This is a genomic window from Streptomyces sp. P9-A2, assembly GCF_036634175.1.
Classification (GTDB): domain Bacteria; phylum Actinomycetota; class Actinomycetes; order Streptomycetales; family Streptomycetaceae; genus Streptomyces; species Streptomyces pratens.
Genome location: NZ_JAZIFX010000001.1, coordinates 4,883,829 through 4,900,818 on the forward strand (window position 1 = coordinate 4,883,829; position 16,990 = coordinate 4,900,818).

The following is a 16,990-nucleotide window of genomic DNA, read 5'->3' on the forward strand; positions in this document are numbered from 1 at the left end:
GAGGCGTCGTACCGCTCTGAGAGACTGGGGCGCGATGAACGAGAACGATGCTGTGCGGAAGGCGACCCTCCGGGCCCGCGCCGAGATCGATCTGGGCGCGCTGCGCGCCAATGTGCGGAGCCTGCGCGCCCACGCGTCCGGTGCCGCCCTCATGGCCGTGGTCAAGGCGGACGCCTACGGGCACGGCGCCCTCGCCTGCGCGCGGGCGGCCGTCGAGGCCGGGGCGGCCTGGCTCGGTACGGCCACCCCGCAGGAGGCGCTGGCGCTGCGCGCGCCCGGCGCCGGGATCCCCGCCGACGTACGCGTCATGTGCTGGCTGTGGACGCCCGGCGGGCCGTGGCGGGAGGCGGTCGAGGCCGACCTCGACGTCGGCGTCAGCGGCATGTGGGCGCTGGAGGAGGTCACCGCGGCCGCGCGTGCCGCCGGGCGGCCCGCGCGCGTGCACCTCAAGGCCGAGACCGGCCTGGGCCGGGGCGGCTGCGCGCCCGAGGACTGGGCCGGGCTGGTCGCCGCGGCCCTGGCCGCCGAGGCCGGCGGCCTGCTGCGCGTCGTCGGCCTGTGGTCGCACCTCGCCTGTGCCGACGAGCCGGGACACCCCTCCATCGAGGCCCAGCTCACCCGCTTCCGGGAGATGGTGGCGTACGCCGAGCGGCAGGGGATCGATCCCGAGGTCCGGCACATCGCCAACTCGGCCGCCGTCCTCACCCTCCCCGACAGTCACTTCGACCTCGTCCGGGCCGGCGTCGCGACGTACGGCGTCTCGCCCAGCCCGGAGATCGGCACCCCCGCCGACTTCGGGCTGCGCCAGGTGATGACCCTGACCGCCTCCCTCGCCCTGGTGAAGCACGTCCCGGGCGGGCACGGCGTCTCGTACGGCCACCACTACGTCACCCCGGGCGCCACCACCCTCGGCCTGGTCCCGCTCGGCTACGCGGACGGCATCCCGCGGCACGCCTCCTCCACCGGCCCGGTGCTGGTCGAGGGCAAGTTGCGTACGGTCGCCGGGCGGATCGCGATGGACCAGTTCGTCGTCGACCTCGGCGGGGACGAGCCCTCACCGGGCGCCGAGGCGGTCCTCTTCGGCCCCGGCGACCGCGGCGAGCCCACCGTCGAGGACTGGGCGCAGGCCGCGGGCACCATCGGGTACGAGATCGTCACCCGGATCGGAGCCCGTGTCCCGCGCGTCCATGTGAACGACGCAGTGGGCGACGTGACGGACGACGTGACGGCATGACGTGACGGCATGACGTGACGAACGACATGACGGCGTGACGAAGTAGTACGCCGATACCCCAGTACGCCCGTATACCCGTACGCCGTATGTCCGTACGCTCGTCCGACCGCACACGCATGAGGAACGACAGAGGAGCCAGTACGTGAGCGAGAGCAGCGCGGAGACCGTCGGCGCCGCCGTCACGACGGTTGCCGCCTCCGTCGCCGAAGCGTCCAACGGCTGGCGCCGGGCGACCGGGATCGCCGGTGTCGCGATAGGCGTGCTCGCCACGGGCGCCGCCGCCGGGGTCGCCATAGAACGGATGACCGTCGGCCGGGGCATACGCAAGAAGGCCCGGCTCGCCCTCGACTCCACCGGGCCGTACGGCTCGCTGCGCGGCACCCCCGGCAAGGCGTACGCGGAGGACGGCACCGAGCTGTACTACGAGGTCGATGACCCCGACCCCGACCCGGACGCCACTCCCGCGCGCCGCCGCCGGCTGTTCGGCCGCAGGTCGCCCGCCCCCGTCACCGTCGTCTTCAGCCACGGTTACTGCCTCAGCCAGGACTCCTGGCACTTCCAGCGGGCCGCGCTCAGGGGCGTCGTACGGGCCGTGTACTGGGACCAGCGCAGTCACGGCCGTTCCGCGCGGGGCGCGGCCCAGGTCGAGCGGGGCGAGCCGGTCACCATCGACCAGCTGGGGCAGGACCTCAAGGACGTCATAGACGCCGCCGCGCCCGAGGGGCCGATCGTGCTGGTCGGGCACTCCATGGGCGGGATGACGGTGATGGCCCTCGCCGACCGGTACCCCGAGCTGATCCGTGAGCGGGTCGTCGGTGTCGCCCTGATCGGCACATCGCCGGGACGGCTGGGCGAGGTCAATTTCGGTCTGCCCGTGGCCGGGGTCAACGCGGTGCGGCGGGTGCTTCCGGGGGTGCTGAAGGCGCTGGGGCAGCGGGCCGAGCTGGTGGAGAAGGGACGCCGGGCCACCGCGGACCTGTTCGCCGGGATCATCAAGCGGTACTCGTTCGCGGCCCGGGACGTCGACCCGGCCGTCGCCCGGTTCGCCGAGCGGATGATCGAGTCCACCCCGATCGACGTCGTCGCCGAGTACTACCCGGCGTTCAACGAGCACGACAAGACCGAGGCCCTCACCCACTTCACCGGTCTCCCGGTGCTCGTGCTGGCCGGGGTGAAGGACCTGATCACGCCCAGCGAGCACAGCGAGGCCATCGCCGGGCTGCTGCCGGACGCCGAACTGGTGCTGGTCCCGGACGCCGGGCACCTGGTCGTCCTGGAGCATCCGGAAGTGGTCACCGACCGTCTCGCCGATCTGCTCGCCCGCACCGGGACGGTGCCCGCCACGACTACCGTGGGTGGCTGTGACCCCGCCTCCTCCTGACGGAGGCGGCTGCCGGCGCTTTCCGTCGGTGGTCCAGCCCGAACCGGCCCCTTGCGGGGTGTGTCCCGTGTACTACTGCGAGTGAGTGATGATGGAAGAAGCCGCAGCGTCCCCTCCGTCCGTCCGGCTGGTCGTCGGTTCCCCCGACCGGATGCGGGACCTGGGCCGGGCCCTCGCCAAGCTGCTGCGCGCCGGCGACCTCGTGATGCTCACCGGCGAGCTGGGGGCGGGCAAGACCACGCTGACCCGCGGGCTCGGCGAGGGGCTCGGAGTGCGGGGCGCCGTCACCTCCCCGACCTTCGTGATCGCCCGCGTGCACCCGTCCCTGGGGGACGGGCCGCCGCTGGTCCACGTCGACGCGTACCGGCTGTCGGGCGGACTGGACGAGATGGAGGACCTGGATCTCGACGTCTCGCTGCCCGAGTCGGTGATCGTCGTGGAGTGGGGCGAGGGCAGGATCGAGGGACTGACCGACGACCGGCTCCGGATCGTCATCCACCGCGCGGTCGGCGACACCACGGACGAGGTCCGGCACGTGACGCTGACCGGCCTGGGCGACCGCTGGACGGGCACGGACCTGAGCGCACTGTCGGCTTGAGCGCACCACCGGCTTGAGCGCACCACCGGCCGGAACGCACCACCGGCCGGAGCGGGGGCCGCCCGGGGCGGGGCAGGGCGGTCCGGGCCGGCGCACTGTGCCCGTGGGGGTACGTTCTCCCCGCGTTCCGACAAGGTGTCGGTAAAATCTTGCTTTTGGTGTCCCGGCCGTGGTCACATGGTATCCAGCTCGTAGTTAGGTGCGCCTAACTATCTCCGCCCCCGACCCCAGGAGGCGTCCATGCCGGTCATCGAGAGCTCTCGCCGGACCGATGTGCGGCCGCAGTCGTTCGCCGGGGTGTCGATGCGCGAACTGCTGGCGGCCGGCGTGGCTGCCGCCGCGATCTCCACCCCGCCCCGCGCTCCCGAGCCGCAGCCCCGCCTCGGCGAGCCGGGCAACGGCCGCCGCGAGGCCGCCTGATCCAGCCCCGCCGCCGCGGTCGCACGTCGTACGTCCGCGGGCGTGGGCGTGGGCGTGGCTACCGTACGACGACGACCTTGCGGCCGATGGTGGCGAACTTCCACATCGCCTCGCCGTCCGCACGGGTTTCGCGGATACCGCCGGTGGGGATCTTCGGGTCCAGTTCCGGGGCCGATCCGTCGATCGCCGCGCTGAAGCCGATCGCCGTGCCGTCGTCGCTCGCGAAGCGGACGACGTGCTCGACGGGGATGCCGTCCGATCCCGTGACGGTCTTCGAGCGGGAGGTGACCCGGTAGGTGCCCGGCTCGGGGTCCACCGTGCTGGGGCTGACCACGAAGGCGTGCCGGACCTTGCCGTCGTTCTCGACCAGCCACACCCGGTCGGTGCCCAGGGCGTAGACGACCCGGGCACCCTGGCCGGAGTCCCTGGGCAGGGCGGTGGGGGAGTCCTTGCCCCGGTCCGCCCGCAGGGCGGCGGACCGTGCGGTGTCCGTACGGGCGGCGTGCGGAGCGACCCGTGCGTTCGCCGACGCCTGGTAGCCGAGGACGCCGACCGTCAGGAGGGCCGCCGTGGTCAGCCCCGCCACGATCGCCGAACTGTTGCCTGCCACCGCCGTCACCACCTCTGTCCCGGCCTGGTCCGCCCTGTCCGGGCTTGGTCCGCCGTGCTCCGTGTTCCGTGTGCCGTGGTCCGTCGCGCCCGGCTGCCGCGTCGTCCCCGACGGCACCGCCACCGCTCCGGTGGTGATCATTCGGGATCACCGGGAATCACCAGGAATCACCAGGAATCATCCGGATTGTTCATACGTCGATGCGACGGTAGCAGCACGTGACCGTTCGACCGGGCCGTCCGACACGGGGTGCTGGGAGCCGTAGGCTGTTTGTGTGCTCCTGCTCGCTCTGGATACCGCCACCCCCGCCGTCACCGTCGCGCTGCACGACGGCGACGATGTCATCGCCTCGTCGAGCCAGGTGGACGCCCGCCGCCACGGCGAACTGCTGCTCCCGGCGATCGACCGGGTGCTCGCCGAGGCCGGCCTGAAGGCGGACGCCCTCACCGGGGTCGTCGTCGGCATCGGCCCCGGACCGTACACCGGGCTGAGGGTCGGTCTGATGACCGCGGACACCTTCGGGTTCGCGCTCGGTGTCCCCGTGCACGGTGTGTGCACGCTGGACGGTCTCGCGTACGCCGCCGACCTGGAGGGCCCCTTCGTCGTGGCGACCGACGCCCGCCGCAAGGAGGTCTACTGGGCGCGGTACGCGGACTCCCGCACCCGCCTCACCGACCCCGCCGTCGACCGGCCCGCCGACATCGCCGGCCGGGTCGCGGGCCTGCCCGCGGTCGGCGCCGGCGCGCTGCTGTACCCCGACACCTTCCCCGAGGCGCACGAGCCCGAGTACGTGAGCGCCGCCGCCCTCGCCCGGCTGGCCGCCGAGCGGCTGGCGTCCGGCGTGGAACTGCCCGCGCCCCGGCCGCTGTACCTGCGCCGTCCCGATGCCCAGGTCCCCAAGAACTACAAGGTGGTCACCCCCAAGTGACACAAGTGACAGGGCCCGAGAAGGTCGCGCTGCGCGAGATGCGCTGGTGGGACATCGAGCGCGTGTTCCGGCTGGAGCGCGAGCTGTTCCCCGAGGACGCCTGGTCACGGGGGATGTTCTGGTCCGAGCTGGCCCATGCGCGTGGCCCCGCGGCGACCCGCCGTTACTTGGTCGCCGAGGAGGACGGCCGTCTCGTCGGCTACGCGGGCCTCACCTCCGCCGGTGCGGCGGCCGACGGCGACGAGGGCACGGGCGCGCCGACCGGGGTGGCCGACGTCCAGACGATCGCCGTCAGCCGGGACCACTGGGGCACCGGCCTCGGCTCGAGGCTGCTGACGGAGCTGCTGCGGGCGGCGACCGCGTTCGAGTGCGCCGAGGTGCTGCTGGAGTGCCGGATCGACAACACCCGGGCCCGGAAACTGTACGAGCGCTTCGGCTTCGAGATCATCGGGGTCAGGAAGGGCTACTACCAGCCGGGGAACGTGGACGCCCTGGTGATGCGGCTGACCGACCCGTCCACCACCGTCGACCCGGCGAACCCCGGGGACCCCGCGAACCCGGTGAACGCCGCAGAAGGAACCGAGACCCATGGCTGACGAACCCCTGGTGCTGGGGATCGAGACCTCCTGCGACGAGACCGGTGTCGGCGTCGTCCGGGGCACCACCCTGCTGGCGGACGCCGTCGCCTCCAGCGTCGACGAGCACGCCCGTTTCGGGGGTGTCGTCCCCGAGGTCGCCTCGCGCGCCCACCTGGAGGCGATGGTCCCCACCATCGAGCGCGCGCTGAAGGAGGCGGGGGTGAGCGGCCGGGACCTGGACGGCATCGCCGTCACCGCCGGTCCGGGTCTCGCCGGCGCGCTGCTGGTCGGCGTCTCGGCGGCGAAGGCGTACGCCTACGCCCTCGGCAAGCCCCTGTACGGCGTCAACCACCTCGCCTCGCACATCTGCGTCGACCAGCTGGAGCACGGGCCGCTCCCCGAGCCGACGATGGCGCTGCTGGTCTCCGGCGGCCACTCCTCGCTGCTGCTCTCCTCGGACATCACCTCCGACGTCCGTCCGATGGGCGCCACCATCGACGACGCGGCCGGTGAGGCCTTCGACAAGATCGCGCGCGTGCTCAATCTCGGTTTCCCCGGCGGCCCGGTCATCGACCGGTACGCGCGTGAGGGCGACCCGTCCGCGATCGCGTTTCCGCGCGGGCTGACCGGGCCGCGCGACCCGGCGTACGACTTCTCCTTCTCCGGTCTGAAGACGGCGGTGGCCCGCTGGATCGAGGCCAGGCGGGCGGCGGGGGAGGAGGTCCCGGTGCGTGACGTGTCGGCCTCCTTCCAGGAGGCGGTCGTGGACGTGCTCACCCGTAAGGCCGTACGTGCCTGCAAGGACGAAGGCGTCGACCATCTGATGATCGGCGGTGGAGTGGCCGCCAACACGCGGCTGCGGGCACTGGCCCAGGAGCGCTGCGAGGCGGCGGGCATCCGGCTGCGCGTGCCGCGCCCGGGGCTGTGCACGGACAACGGCGCGATGGTGGCCGCCCTGGGCGCCGAGATGGTCGCCCGCAACCGGGCGGCTTCCGACTGGGACCTGTCCGCGGACTCGTCCCTCCCGGTGACGGAACCGCACGTACCGGGCGAGGCCCACGCGCACTCCGACGCACACGGTCACGATCACGTGCACGAGGTCGGCAAGGAGAACCTGTACTCGTGACCGTCGCGCTGATGTGGGAGGCGCGGGCGGTGCCAGGCCGGGGCGAGGAGCTGCTCGCCTGGGCACGGGCGCAGCGGCTCGACGGTGAGCCCGTGCGCAGGGAGACCCTCCGCGCCCCGCAGGACCGGGTCCTCGTCATCACCTGGTGGGACGCCCCGTACGACGCCGACCTGCCCGAACTGCCCGAGCCCGGCACGGACTTGGTCGCACGGGCGGTGCACCGGTGGCGGTTCGAGTCGGTGGGGGCGGACTGACCCCGTTCGCTTCACGGCTCGTTCACGATCGGCCGGTCGAACTCACCTTGTGGGCGAAGGGCATTCGTTCTTCCTCCCGTGTCGACTTCTGGCTTGACGGGGCCACAGCGAGATCATGCCCGGGGTTCACCGGAGGGGCAGGCCGTCGACACGGGCGGCGGGCCCTCTCGCAAAGGTTCTCGACGCGGTGACCGGGGCGAGGCCGGGGCAGGCCGAGTCGGGGCGAGGCCGGGCCGGGGCGGGTGTGTACCGGCCGGGCATGCGAATGTTTCGGACTCTCTGGCGAATGTTCCGGGAGCCCGTGGCGTGAGGAAGACTTCGCCAAGAGGGCTCGCAGGGATACGATCGCGGCCATGACTTCTTCGCAGCCCGCCGAAACCCGGACGCGAGGGCGCAGTGCGCGGACTGCGACCCTCGCCGAGATCGCCCGTGAGGCCGGTGTCTCGGCGCCGACTGTTTCGAAGGTCCTCAACGGCCGTGCCGATGTGGCCCCCGCCACCCGGAGCAGGGTCGAGGAACTGCTGCGTGCCCACGGCTACCGGCGCCGGCGCGCCGAGGCCACCCGTTCGCCCCTGATCGACCTGGTCTTCCACGAACTCGAGAGCGCCTGGGCGATGGAGGTCATCCGGGGTGTGGAGAACGTGGCGAGGGACGCGGGACTGAGCGTCGTGCTCTCCGAGAGCGCGGGGCGGCTCACCCCGGGGCGGACCTGGGCCGACCAGGTCGCCGCCCGTCGCCCGCACGGGGTGATCCTCGTCCTGTCCGGGCTCGACGAGTCCGGGCGGGCCCTGCTGACCAGCCGCTCCATCCCGTTCGTGGTGATGGACCCGGCCGGTGACCCCGGTACCGACGTGCCCTCCATCGGCGCGACCAACTGGCAGGGCGGGCTCGCCGCCACCCGACACCTGGTCGAGCTGGGGCACACCAGGATCGGGGCGATCAGCGGGCCCTCGCAGATGATGTGCAGCCGTGCCCGCATCGGCGGTTACCGGGCCGCGCTGGAGGCCGGCGGGCTTCCGGTGGACCCCGGGCTGATCATGGCCGGCGACTTCCATCACGAGACCGGTTACCGCCAGGGCCTCGCCCTGCTGCGCCGCCCCGACCGGCCCACCGCGGTCTTCACCGGCAACGACCTCCAGGCGCTCGGCCTCTACGAGGCCGCGCGTGAGCTGGGCCTGCGGATTCCCGAGGACCTGAGCGTGGTCGGGTTCGACGATCTGCCGGTGGCCCGCTGGGTGGGGCCGCCGCTGACGACCGTACGGCAGCCGCTGACGGAGATGGCGGAGGCGGCGGCCAGGCTGGTGCTCGACCTCGGCAAGAGCAAGAGCAAGAGCAAGAGCAAGGGCGAGGGCGAGGGCGAGAGCACTGCGGCGGCCGCGACCCGGGTGGAACTGGCGACCAGCCTGGTGGTGCGCAGCAGCACGGCGCCGCCGCCGGCCGGGGGCTGACGTTTCCCGGGGCTGACGTTTCCCGGTCTCCCGGATCGCCCGCGGTGGAACAGACGCCGCCGGGGTCGAGACGGTCATCGAGGTCACCTCGCCCGGCCACCGGAACGTGCGGCGCGACCGGGTCCGTACATGCCGGGAGTACGCCCGTGCGGGGAGTCCGGTGTACGTGATCGTCGACGACTCCGACGACGAGGGGGCCGTGCTCGTCCTGACGTCCCCCCGACGCCAAGCGACGCCAAGAAGGCCGAGTACGCGGACGGACACCGGGTTCCCTACGGCGTCGACGCGGTGATTCCGGAGGGTCCGGCCGAGGGCTTCGCCGTCGGTGAGGCGATCGTCGGGTCCTGAGCGGGCCCCGCGGGTCTCACCGCACCGGATGGCCGAGCAGCATCGTCGGAGCGTCGGCGACGCGGGTGAGGAAGACGGTGACGGACGCGGTGCCGTGGGGTTTCGGGAGGGCCTTGCGGCGGAGCTCCTCCGGTTCCACCGCCGAGCCGCGCTTCTTGACGGTCAGGGTGCCGACCCGACGCTCACGCAGCAGCGCCTTCAGCTTCTTGACGTTGAAGGGGAGCCGGTCGGTGATCTCGTAGGCGGTGGCGTACGGCGTCGGGCGGTGTTCGTCGGCGGTGACGTAGGCGATCATCGGGTCGATGAGCCCGCCGTCGAGCTGTTCGGCGACCTCGGCGACGAGATGCGAGCGGATGACGGCGCCGTCGGGCTCGTACAGGTACCGGCCGGGCGGACGCACCGCCGGGTCGGGCAGACCGCGGGAGAGGAGCGTGCGGGGCCCGGGGAGCAGCGTCGCCCGGATCGCCGGGGCCGTGCCCGGTCCGGCGGTCACCTGTCCGGTGCCGAACCACAGCACCGCCTCCTTCACGTCCCCGCCGTCCGAGATCCACTCGGCCTCCGCGTCACCGGGAACGGCCTCGTGCGGGATGCCCGGCGCGACCTTCAGGGCGGCGGCGAGGGGCGCCCTGCGGGCCGCCTCGATCGCCCAGGACAGCGGGGGCGAGCAGGCCTCGGGATCGAAGATGCGGCCCCGGCCGCCGCGTCGGGCCGGGTCGACGAAGACGGCGTCGTAGCCGGCCGTGTCCACCTCCGTGACGTCGGCCTCGCGTACCTCGATCAGCGCGGCCAGGCCCAGCGCGTCCGCGTTGGCACGGGCCGTCGCCGCGGTGAGCGGGTCCCGGTCCACCGCGAGCACCCGGATTCCGGCGCGGGCCAGCGCGATCGCGTCCCCGCCGATCCCGCAGCACAGGTCGGCCACCGAGGTCACCCCCAGCTCCTTCAGCCGCCCCGCCCGGTACGCCGCCACGCTCGCCCGGGTCGACTGCTCGACCCCGTTCGGTGTGAAGAACATCCGTCCGGCGTCCTCGGCCCCGAACTTCGTCACCGCCCGCTGCCGCAGTCGGGCCTGGCCGAGCGCCGCCGACACGAGCTCCGCCGGATGGTCACGGCGCAGCCGGGTCGCGACGGCGAGTTCCCGGGCCGGGTCGGTGTCGCGCACCTCGTCGAGGAGCGCGCGGCCCTCGGGGGTGAGGAGCGGTGCCAGGGGCGGGGCGGAAAGGGGGGTGCGGTCGTTCACCGGCCCATTGTGGGTCAGGTGCGGGCCCGCTGTGGGCCAGTCGGTGGACGGTGCGCCGCCCGTCGCGGTGTCGGGCCGGGGCGGCGGCAGGTGACTGCGATGATCCGGCTCCATGCGAGTAGTAGGACAAAACGACAAAATGCGGTCAGTGGTGGGTGTGCGGGTCGGGGTCGCCGCACTCACCCTCGCGGCCCTCGCCCCACTCGTCGCAGGCTGCGGCGAGGACCGGAAGGGCGGCCCCGCCGCCGTCCCGCCCGCGGGTGGTCAGCAGCCCCTCCAGGCGCCCCCGGCCCGCGCACTCGACTCCTATGCCGCCGAACTGCGCGCCGCGCACGCCGCGCGCACGGCCGTCGCGAAGCGCTGGGGGCTCAAGCGGGTGCCCCTGACCGCCCCGTCCGCGCCGGAGGAGAAACCCAGGATCACCACCCGTAAGGGCTTCGAGGTCGACGGCCACCGGAAACTGGGCCTCCCCCCGGTCTTCACCACCGTCCCCACCGAGGAGAAGGTCGTCTTCCTCACCATCGACGACGGTGCCGAGAAGGACCCCGCGTTCCTGCGCATGATGAGCGAGCTGGAGATCCCGTACACCGCGTTCCTCAGCGACTACGTCATCAAGGACGACTACGGGTACTTCGAGAAGATGCGGGACAGGGGAGTCGGCCTGCACAACCACACCCTGAACCACCCGTACCTGCCCGGCCTGTCCTACGCCCGCCAGAAGGACGAGATCTGCGACATGCAGGACGTCATCGAGAAGCGGTACGGCGAGCGCCCCGTCCTCTTCCGCCCGCCGTTCGGCAACTACAACAAGGACACCCTGCGCGCGGCGAAGGCCTGCGGCATCGAGTACGCCCCGCTGTGGAACGAGGAGGTCTTCGTCGACCGCTGGGACTACCGCGAGGGGGACAGGGAGTTGCACCCCGGCGACATCGTCCTCACCCACTTCCGGGGCCGCGACGAATGGGCGGGCACCATGCCCGACATGATCCGCCGCTTCCTGGACAAGGTCACGGCCGAGGGGTACGCGGTGGGACGCCTGGAGGACTACCTGTGATCCGGTCGGTCCGGTCACTCCGGTCGGTCCGGTCACTCCGGTCGGTCCGGTCACTCCGGTCGGTCCGGTCACTCCGGTCACTCCGGTCGGCCCGGTCGGCCCGGTCGGCTCTGTCGGTCCGGCGGGGGGCGGCCACGGTGGTTCTCCTGGCGGCGAGTCTCGTCCTTCCGGCGGCGCTGGCCGGCTGCGGCCCGTCCGGCGGGCGGCCGGACGCAGGCCCGACGGCTCAAGGGGCCGGGACCGAGGCGGGGGAGGAGACGGAGGCGGAGGCAGGGAAGGGGACGGAGGCGAAAACGGGGCCGGGGGCGGAGGCGAAGACGGGACCGGAGGTGAAGACGGGGCCGGGGGCAGAGACGGAGACGGGGGCGGAGGCGGGGAAGGGGGCCGGGGACGGTGCGGGCCGGTCGTCCGGCCCCTCCGACTCCGACTCCGAGCCGAACCGCCCTGCTCCCGGCCGCCCGCCCGTCGTCGACCACGTCCCCACCCGGGACAAGGTCGTCTTCCTGACCTACGACGACGGCGCCGAACGCGACCCCCGCTTCATCGACCTCGTCCGCCGGCGCCGCCTCCCCGTCAGCATGTTCCTCACGGACAGCGTGGTCGGGCCCGGCTACGCCCACTTCGCCCGGCTGCGCTCGGTCGGGGCGAGCCTGCAGAACCACACCCTCGACCACCCCGCCCTGCGCGGCCTGCCCTACGCCGGCCAGCGCGCCGAGATCTGTGGCCAGCAGCGCAAGATCGCGTCCCGCTTCGGCGTCCGCCCTCACCTGTTCCGCCCGCCCTACGGCACGTACGACACCACGACGCTCCGGGCCGCCGCCGACTGCGGCATCAAGGCGGTCGTGCTCTGGCGGGTCACCCTGGAGGGGGACGGCACCCTCACCTACACCCGCGGCGCCCATCGCCTGGCCCCCGGCGACATCATCTCCGTCCCCGCGGGCGAGACCCCGCCGCTGACCCTTGCGGAACGGACGACGCGCTTGCTGAGCGAGCTGGAGGAGCGGGGGCTGAAGGTCGGGAGGCTGGAGGACTACGTCCGGTGATGCGGGCCCGTCCGGGGCGCCCCGCCCGTATGGCTGGGGCGGTCGAGGACGAGGCCGTTCGGACCGAAGCGGGGGTCCGGGGGACGGCAGCCCTTAGGGGTGAACCCTCGAACACGGGTCGGTTTCTCGGGCCGGCGCACCCGGAAAACCCGGCGACGCCACGCAGTGAATTGGCACTCCGCTTGACCGAGTGCTAATCGCGGTCATAGTCTCGGGTCTGGCACTCCCCACTGGAGAGTGCCAACACGGCGACGGGCAGGTCCGGCACCCGCGACGACGGATCCATCTGGTCGCCACCTCAGACAGTTCACCCCGTGAGATCTCCGAAGGGGGAGGTCGGATCGTGACGACCGCCAGCTCCAAGGTTGCCATCAAGCCGCTCGAGGACCGCATTGTGGTCCAGCCGCTCGACGCCGAACAGACCACGGCTTCGGGCCTGGTCATTCCGGACACGGCCAAGGAGAAGCCCCAGGAGGGCGTTGTCCTGGCCACCGGTCCCGGCCGCATCGAAGACGGCAAGCGCGTCGAACTCGACGTGACCGTCGGCGACGTCGTGCTCTACAGCAAGTACGGCGGCACCGAGGTGAAGTACAACGGCGAGGAGTACCTCGTCCTCTCGGCTCGCGACGTTCTCGCGATCATCGAGAAGTAAGTCACCTCGTAGCAGATTTGCTCCGAACTGCGCCCCTGGTCCCGACACGCTTACTGAGCCGGGGGCCCGGGGCGCAGTGTTTTCTCACCCCAGAATTCCGAGAGGGCTCCCGCTGCCATGGCGAAGATCCTGAAGTTCGACGAGGACGCCCGTCGCGCCCTTGAGCGCGGCGTCAACAAGCTTGCCGACACGGTGAAGGTGACGATCGGCCCCAGGGGCCGCAACGTCGTCATCGACAAGAAGTTCGGCGCCCCCACCATCACCAACGACGGTGTCACGATCGCCCGCGAGGTCGAGGTCGAGGACCCGTTCGAGAACCTCGGTGCCCAGCTGGTCAAGGAGGTGGCGACCAAGACCAACGACATCGCGGGTGACGGTACGACCACCGCGACCGTGCTGGCCCAGGCGCTCGTCCGCGAGGGCCTGCGCAACGTCGCGGCCGGCGCCTCCCCGGCCGCCCTGAAGAAGGGCATCGACGCCGCGGTCGCCGCGGTCTCCGAGGACCTCCTCGCCTCGGCCCGCCCGATCGACGACAAGGCCGACATCGCCGCCGTCGCCGGGCTGTCCGCCCAGGACTCGCAGGTCGGCGAGCTCATCGCCGAGGCGATGGACAAGGTCGGCAAGGACGGTGTCATCACCGTCGAGGAGTCCAACACCTTCGGTCTGGAGCTGGACTTCACCGAGGGCATGGCCTTCGACAAGGGCTACCTGTCGCCGTACTTCGTGACGGACCAGGAGCGCATGGAAGCGGTCCTGGACGACCCGTACATCCTCATCACGCAGGGCAAGATCGGCTCCATCGCCGAGCTGCTGCCGCTGCTGGAGAAGGTCATCCAGGCCAACTCCTCCAAGCCGCTGCTGATCATCGCCGAGGACGTCGAGGGCGAGGCCCTGTCGACCCTGGTCGTCAACAAGATCCGCGGCACGTTCAACGCCGTCGCGGTCAAGGCCCCGGGCTTCGGCGACCGCCGCAAGGCGATGCTGCAGGACATGGCCGTCCTCACCGGCGCCACGGTCGTCTCCGAGGAGGTCGGCCTCAAGCTCGACCAGGTCGGCCTGGACGTGCTGGGCTCCGCCCGCCGCGTCACCGTCACCAAGGACGACACCACGCTCGTCGACGGCGGCGGCAAGAAGGAGGACGTGACCGGTCGCATCGGCCAGATCAAGGCCGAGATCGAGTCCACGGACTCCGACTGGGACCGCGAGAAGCTCCAGGAGCGCCTCGCGAAGCTGGCCGGCGGCGTGTGCGTCATCAAGGTCGGCGCCGCCACCGAGGTGGAGCTGAAGGAGAAGAAGCACCGTCTGGAGGACGCCATCTCCGCGACCCGCGCCGCGGTCGAGGAGGGCATCGTCTCCGGTGGTGGCTCCGCGCTCGTCCACGCCGTCAAGGTCCTCGAGGGCAACCTCGGCAAGACCGGCGACGAGGCCACCGGTGTCGCGGTCGTCCGCCGCGCCGCCGTCGAGCCGCTGCGCTGGATCGCCGAGAACGCCGGCCTCGAGGGCTACGTCATCGTCTCCAAGGTCGCCGAGCTCGAGAAGGGCAGCGGCTACAACGCCGCCACCGGCGAGTACGGCGACCTGGTCAAGGCCGGCGTCATCGACCCGGTCAAGGTCACCCGCTCCGCCCTGGAGAACGCCGCCTCCATCGCTTCCCTCCTCCTGACGACCGAGACCCTGGTCGTCGAGAAGAAGGAAGAGGAGGAGCCGGCCGCCGGCGGCCACGGCCACTCCCACTGAGCGACTCGCTCATAGCGGCGGGCGTCGGTGACCGACGTCCGTAGCGGACACGAAGGCCCGGTACCGCCGACCAGCGGTGCCGGGCCTTCGTGCTGCGCCCGTACTCGCACTCGGTATCGATGCCGGTACGCGGTGCGGCGGGATCGGGATGGAAAGGAGCGGCGGGTGGGGCGCGAGTGGCCGGTGGGGCCGTGCGGGTCACGGACCGGTGTGCGGCTGCCCGGAGCCGTCCGGTATCGGTCGCCCTGAGGCTACGAAGAACGCTGGGGCGGGACACCGGCGAGTGCGGCGGACAGGTCCGCCACGAACGCTCGCCGGGGACCGCAGCCAGCTCAGGTCCGGTGCGCTCACCGTCACCGGGACCCGTAGATCGGCCGCGATTCCCTCCACGTGACTCACCAGCCCCTGGTCGCTGGTGCCCTCGCTCAGGAACAGGACGCGCACGGTCATGCCGCACGTCCGTCCAGGTCGAGGGCGAGCTGGGCGTCCGGCGGTGCTTCCAGGTAGGGCAGGATGTCGAGTTTGGTGACGAACTCCCCGGTTCCGTCGGACGCACGCCAGGTCCCGGCCAGCGGGCGCAGCCGCAGCCGCCGGGTCACCTGGCCTTTCTCGGACCGGTAGGCGGAGGTGTCGGCGAAGAGGAGGTCCTGGGGGTCCACGAGCTGGACGAATCCGGGGGAGTGAGTGTTGATGAGCACCTGGCGGAACGGGTTGTCGTCGCCCGGGATCTCCTGGGGATCCACCGCCAGATCCCGCACGAGGTCCACCATCGCCGAGAGGTTGGCCGGGTGGATGCCGTTCTCCGGTTCCTCCATGCACACCAGCCCGCGGATCTCGGGGTCCTCCAGCAGCACGCACAAAGCGAGGAACCGCAGCGTCCCCTCGGACAGGCTCCGGGCGGGCAGCACCATGCCGCTGATCTCGTGCAGCCGGATGGTGAGCAGTTCCCGCACGTCGTCCTCCTGCACGTCGAGCGTGCGTACCTGGAGGCCGGACAGGTCCGAGAGCCGGCCGGCCACCCGTGAGTAGACCTGGTCGGGATCGTCCGGTGAGCCGTGCAGCGCGATGCGGAACAGCGTGCCCGGCAGGTGCAGTCCGTTGGGGCCCATCGACCGGGGATCGGTGTAGCCGTCGGAGCTTCGCAGCGCCGACGGTTCCAGGGCGAGCCGCCGCCACGACTGCATCTCCCGGCGTACCGCCAGGATGGTCGGGGCGTCACTGGTGTTGACCGTCGACACGACGGTGGCCCGGGCCCGGGACGCCGCCGCGGGCCGCGGCTGGCCGCGGCTGGCCGCGGCTGCCTCCCCTGTGTCCCCTCAACCGTCACCGTCACAGCCGCACCTCACATCCCGCTAGCAGGCCCCGCGATCGTCGCGGATGCACAGATTCCCCAGCGCCCCCCAAGGCCCGCCGCCCCATCCTGCCAGCCCGGCCGCACCGGGCTCAGGGGGATCGATGCACATTGAACTGTTCACATGGTGCGATCCGGCATTTACGCTGCTCAGACGGTTGATCGTGCACCAGCCGTCCGGCTCGCGGTGTCCTGCGGGGTGGTGGCCCGGGCCGGATCGTCGGGCCGGGCCACCACGACGGTGGTCGTCAGGAACGCGGCGGGTCGGTCGCAGAGGTTTCCTTGCCCGGCTCGCCGGGCTGATCGGTGAAGACCGTCAGGTGCCAGGTGCCGTTCTCCCGCGTGACGGTGAAGGTGTCCTGGAGGGGCTTGCCCGCCTTGTCCTCGGCCAGGAGGCGGGCCGAGCCGACGTCCGGGCCCATGTCGTGCTGGATCCGCACGTCCTTGATCTTCCATCCCCGTCCGCCCCGATCGGCGAGGATCCGCTCGGCCTCCTGCCGGGACCACTCCTCGTCCTTGACGCCCCCGACCGACATCAGCCCGGCGGCGCTACGGGAGTTGAGGGCCCGCACATAGGCTTCGACGGCCGCGCGGGCTCCGTCGGAGGATGCCGAGGCCGAGGACGAGGGTGCCGAAACACCGGGCGGCGCTTCATCCTCCTGGGACGAGCAGCCGGATGCGACGACCAGGGCGGCCGCCACGGCCAAGAGGCGTCGACGTTGCACAGCACACTCCTGTTTTCCGGTGAGGGAACGGGCAACCTGTCAGGTGCGGTGCGCATGAATCCCCCTGCATGAGCTGACCGGTCGGCCTCAGCCTGTATGTCAGGAGATCGAATACGAACACGTCGTTCCCGTATGGCAGGTTCCAGATCCAGGAATGGCCGGTTCCTGTTCGAGATATTTTCGACGTGAACCAGATCTGGTTCCGCTGGAGCATGTCAGCACGGGCCTTGCGGCCCACCGGGCTCACGTCGTGCCTGCCGAGGAGC

General features: G+C 71.9%; 18 protein-coding genes. 14 read left to right on the forward strand and 4 right to left on the reverse strand.

Features of this window, described 5'->3' with window-relative positions:
• The first annotated feature begins 34 nt into the window (after positions 1–34).
• The 4 genes from alr to V4Y04_RS22400 all read left to right on the forward strand — a co-directional run bounded on the left by alr (position 35) and on the right by V4Y04_RS22400 (position 3,633).
• The gene (alr, locus tag V4Y04_RS22385) at positions 35–1,234 is read left to right on the forward strand and encodes an alanine racemase (RefSeq protein WP_332430106.1); all 1,200 of its coding nucleotides are present in this window, start codon (positions 35–37) and stop codon (positions 1,232–1,234) included.
• Positions 1,235–1,376: 142 nt separating this feature from the next.
• Positions 1,377–2,615 carry an alpha/beta fold hydrolase gene (locus V4Y04_RS22390; RefSeq protein WP_332430107.1) on the forward strand — a complete coding sequence of 413 codons (1,239 nt, stop codon included), beginning with the start codon at positions 1,377–1,379 and terminating at the stop codon, positions 2,613–2,615.
• A 91-nt stretch (positions 2,616–2,706) separates the two neighbouring features.
• Entirely contained in the window at positions 2,707–3,213 is a 507-nt protein-coding gene (tsaE, locus tag V4Y04_RS22395) for a tRNA (adenosine(37)-N6)-threonylcarbamoyltransferase complex ATPase subunit type 1 TsaE (RefSeq protein WP_332430108.1), read from the forward strand.
• A 240-nt stretch (positions 3,214–3,453) separates the two neighbouring features.
• On the forward strand, positions 3,454–3,633 hold the full coding sequence (locus V4Y04_RS22400; protein WP_332430109.1) for a hypothetical protein: 180 nt from the start codon (positions 3,454–3,456) through the stop codon (positions 3,631–3,633).
• 58 nt (positions 3,634–3,691) lie between these two features.
• On the opposite strand, the gene V4Y04_RS22405 is transcribed toward V4Y04_RS22400, so the two are convergent.
• The gene (locus tag V4Y04_RS22405) at positions 3,692–4,243 is read right to left on the reverse strand and encodes a hypothetical protein (RefSeq protein ID WP_332430110.1); all 552 of its coding nucleotides are present in this window, start codon (positions 4,241–4,243) and stop codon (positions 3,692–3,694) included.
• 274 nt (positions 4,244–4,517) lie between these two features.
• Between V4Y04_RS22405 and tsaB the strand changes: the two genes are divergently transcribed.
• The 6 genes from tsaB to V4Y04_RS22435 all read left to right on the forward strand — a co-directional run bounded on the left by tsaB (position 4,518) and on the right by V4Y04_RS22435 (position 8,869).
• The gene (tsaB, locus tag V4Y04_RS22410) at positions 4,518–5,171 is read left to right on the forward strand and encodes a tRNA (adenosine(37)-N6)-threonylcarbamoyltransferase complex dimerization subunit type 1 TsaB (protein ID WP_332430111.1); all 654 of its coding nucleotides are present in this window, start codon (positions 4,518–4,520) and stop codon (positions 5,169–5,171) included.
• 5 nt (positions 5,172–5,176) lie between these two features.
• Positions 5,177–5,767, forward strand: a complete 591-nt coding sequence (gene rimI / locus V4Y04_RS22415; protein WP_332432957.1) for a ribosomal protein S18-alanine N-acetyltransferase — start codon at positions 5,177–5,179, stop codon at positions 5,765–5,767.
• A complete protein-coding gene (tsaD, locus tag V4Y04_RS22420; protein WP_332430112.1) occupies positions 5,760–6,875 on the forward strand; it encodes a tRNA (adenosine(37)-N6)-threonylcarbamoyltransferase complex transferase subunit TsaD in 1,116 nt (371 codons plus the stop codon). The genes rimI and tsaD overlap by 8 nt, the downstream gene beginning before the upstream one ends.
• Positions 6,872–7,129 carry a hypothetical protein gene (locus tag V4Y04_RS22425; protein WP_332430113.1) on the forward strand — a complete coding sequence of 86 codons (258 nt, stop codon included), beginning with the start codon at positions 6,872–6,874 and terminating at the stop codon, positions 7,127–7,129. The genes tsaD and V4Y04_RS22425 overlap by 4 nt, the downstream gene beginning before the upstream one ends.
• A gap of 353 nt (positions 7,130–7,482) precedes the next feature.
• Positions 7,483–8,577, forward strand: a complete 1,095-nt coding sequence (locus V4Y04_RS22430) for a LacI family DNA-binding transcriptional regulator (RefSeq protein ID WP_332430114.1) — start codon at positions 7,483–7,485, stop codon at positions 8,575–8,577.
• Between the two features lie 106 nt (positions 8,578–8,683).
• A complete protein-coding gene (locus V4Y04_RS22435; RefSeq protein WP_332430115.1) occupies positions 8,684–8,869 on the forward strand; it encodes a hypothetical protein in 186 nt (61 codons plus the stop codon).
• 72 nt (positions 8,870–8,941) lie between these two features.
• On the opposite strand, the gene V4Y04_RS22440 is transcribed toward V4Y04_RS22435, so the two are convergent.
• The gene (locus V4Y04_RS22440) at positions 8,942–10,162 is read right to left on the reverse strand and encodes a class I SAM-dependent methyltransferase (protein ID WP_332430116.1); all 1,221 of its coding nucleotides are present in this window, start codon (positions 10,160–10,162) and stop codon (positions 8,942–8,944) included.
• A gap of 139 nt (positions 10,163–10,301) precedes the next feature.
• On the opposite strand from V4Y04_RS22440, the gene V4Y04_RS22445 reads away from it, so the two are divergent.
• From V4Y04_RS22445 to groL, 4 genes are all read left to right on the forward strand, one after another.
• The gene (locus tag V4Y04_RS22445) at positions 10,302–11,216 is read left to right on the forward strand and encodes a polysaccharide deacetylase family protein (protein ID WP_332430117.1); all 915 of its coding nucleotides are present in this window, start codon (positions 10,302–10,304) and stop codon (positions 11,214–11,216) included.
• Positions 11,217–11,353: 137 nt separating this feature from the next.
• Positions 11,354–12,259 (forward strand): polysaccharide deacetylase family protein, encoded by a 906-nt coding sequence (locus V4Y04_RS22450; protein WP_332430118.1) that lies wholly within the window; start codon positions 11,354–11,356, stop codon positions 12,257–12,259.
• A gap of 343 nt (positions 12,260–12,602) precedes the next feature.
• A complete protein-coding gene (gene groES, locus V4Y04_RS22455; protein ID WP_055609712.1) occupies positions 12,603–12,911 on the forward strand; it encodes a co-chaperone GroES in 309 nt (102 codons plus the stop codon).
• 117 nt (positions 12,912–13,028) lie between these two features.
• Complete coding sequence (gene groL / locus V4Y04_RS22460) at positions 13,029–14,648, forward strand: chaperonin GroEL (protein ID WP_332430119.1); 1,620 nt, start codon at positions 13,029–13,031, stop codon at positions 14,646–14,648.
• A 446-nt stretch (positions 14,649–15,094) separates the two neighbouring features.
• Here the strand turns inward: groL and V4Y04_RS22465 are convergent, their stop codons facing one another.
• Positions 15,095–15,886 carry an AAA family ATPase gene (locus tag V4Y04_RS22465; RefSeq protein WP_332430120.1) on the reverse strand — a complete coding sequence of 264 codons (792 nt, stop codon included), beginning with the start codon at positions 15,884–15,886 and terminating at the stop codon, positions 15,095–15,097.
• Positions 15,887–16,247: 361 nt separating this feature from the next.
• Entirely contained in the window at positions 16,248–16,724 is a 477-nt protein-coding gene (locus tag V4Y04_RS22470) for a hypothetical protein (protein ID WP_332430121.1), read from the reverse strand.
• Positions 16,725–16,990: the final 266 nt, after the last annotated feature.

Coding starts and splice junctions, on each gene's coding strand:
- V4Y04_RS22400 (WP_332430109.1), top strand. CDS start 3,454: ATGCCGGTCATCGAGAGCTCTCGCCGGACCGATGTGCGGCCGCAGTCG.
- groL (WP_332430119.1), top strand. CDS start 13,029: ATGGCGAAGATCCTGAAGTTCGACGAGGACGCCCGTCGCGCCCTTGAG.
- V4Y04_RS22430 (WP_332430114.1), top strand. CDS start 7,483: ATGACTTCTTCGCAGCCCGCCGAAACCCGGACGCGAGGGCGCAGTGCG.
- tsaE (WP_332430108.1), top strand. CDS start 2,707: ATGGAAGAAGCCGCAGCGTCCCCTCCGTCCGTCCGGCTGGTCGTCGGT.
- V4Y04_RS22445 (WP_332430117.1), top strand. CDS start 10,302: ATGCGGTCAGTGGTGGGTGTGCGGGTCGGGGTCGCCGCACTCACCCTC.
- alr (WP_332430106.1), top strand. CDS start 35: ATGAACGAGAACGATGCTGTGCGGAAGGCGACCCTCCGGGCCCGCGCC.
- tsaD (WP_332430112.1), top strand. CDS start 5,760: ATGGCTGACGAACCCCTGGTGCTGGGGATCGAGACCTCCTGCGACGAG.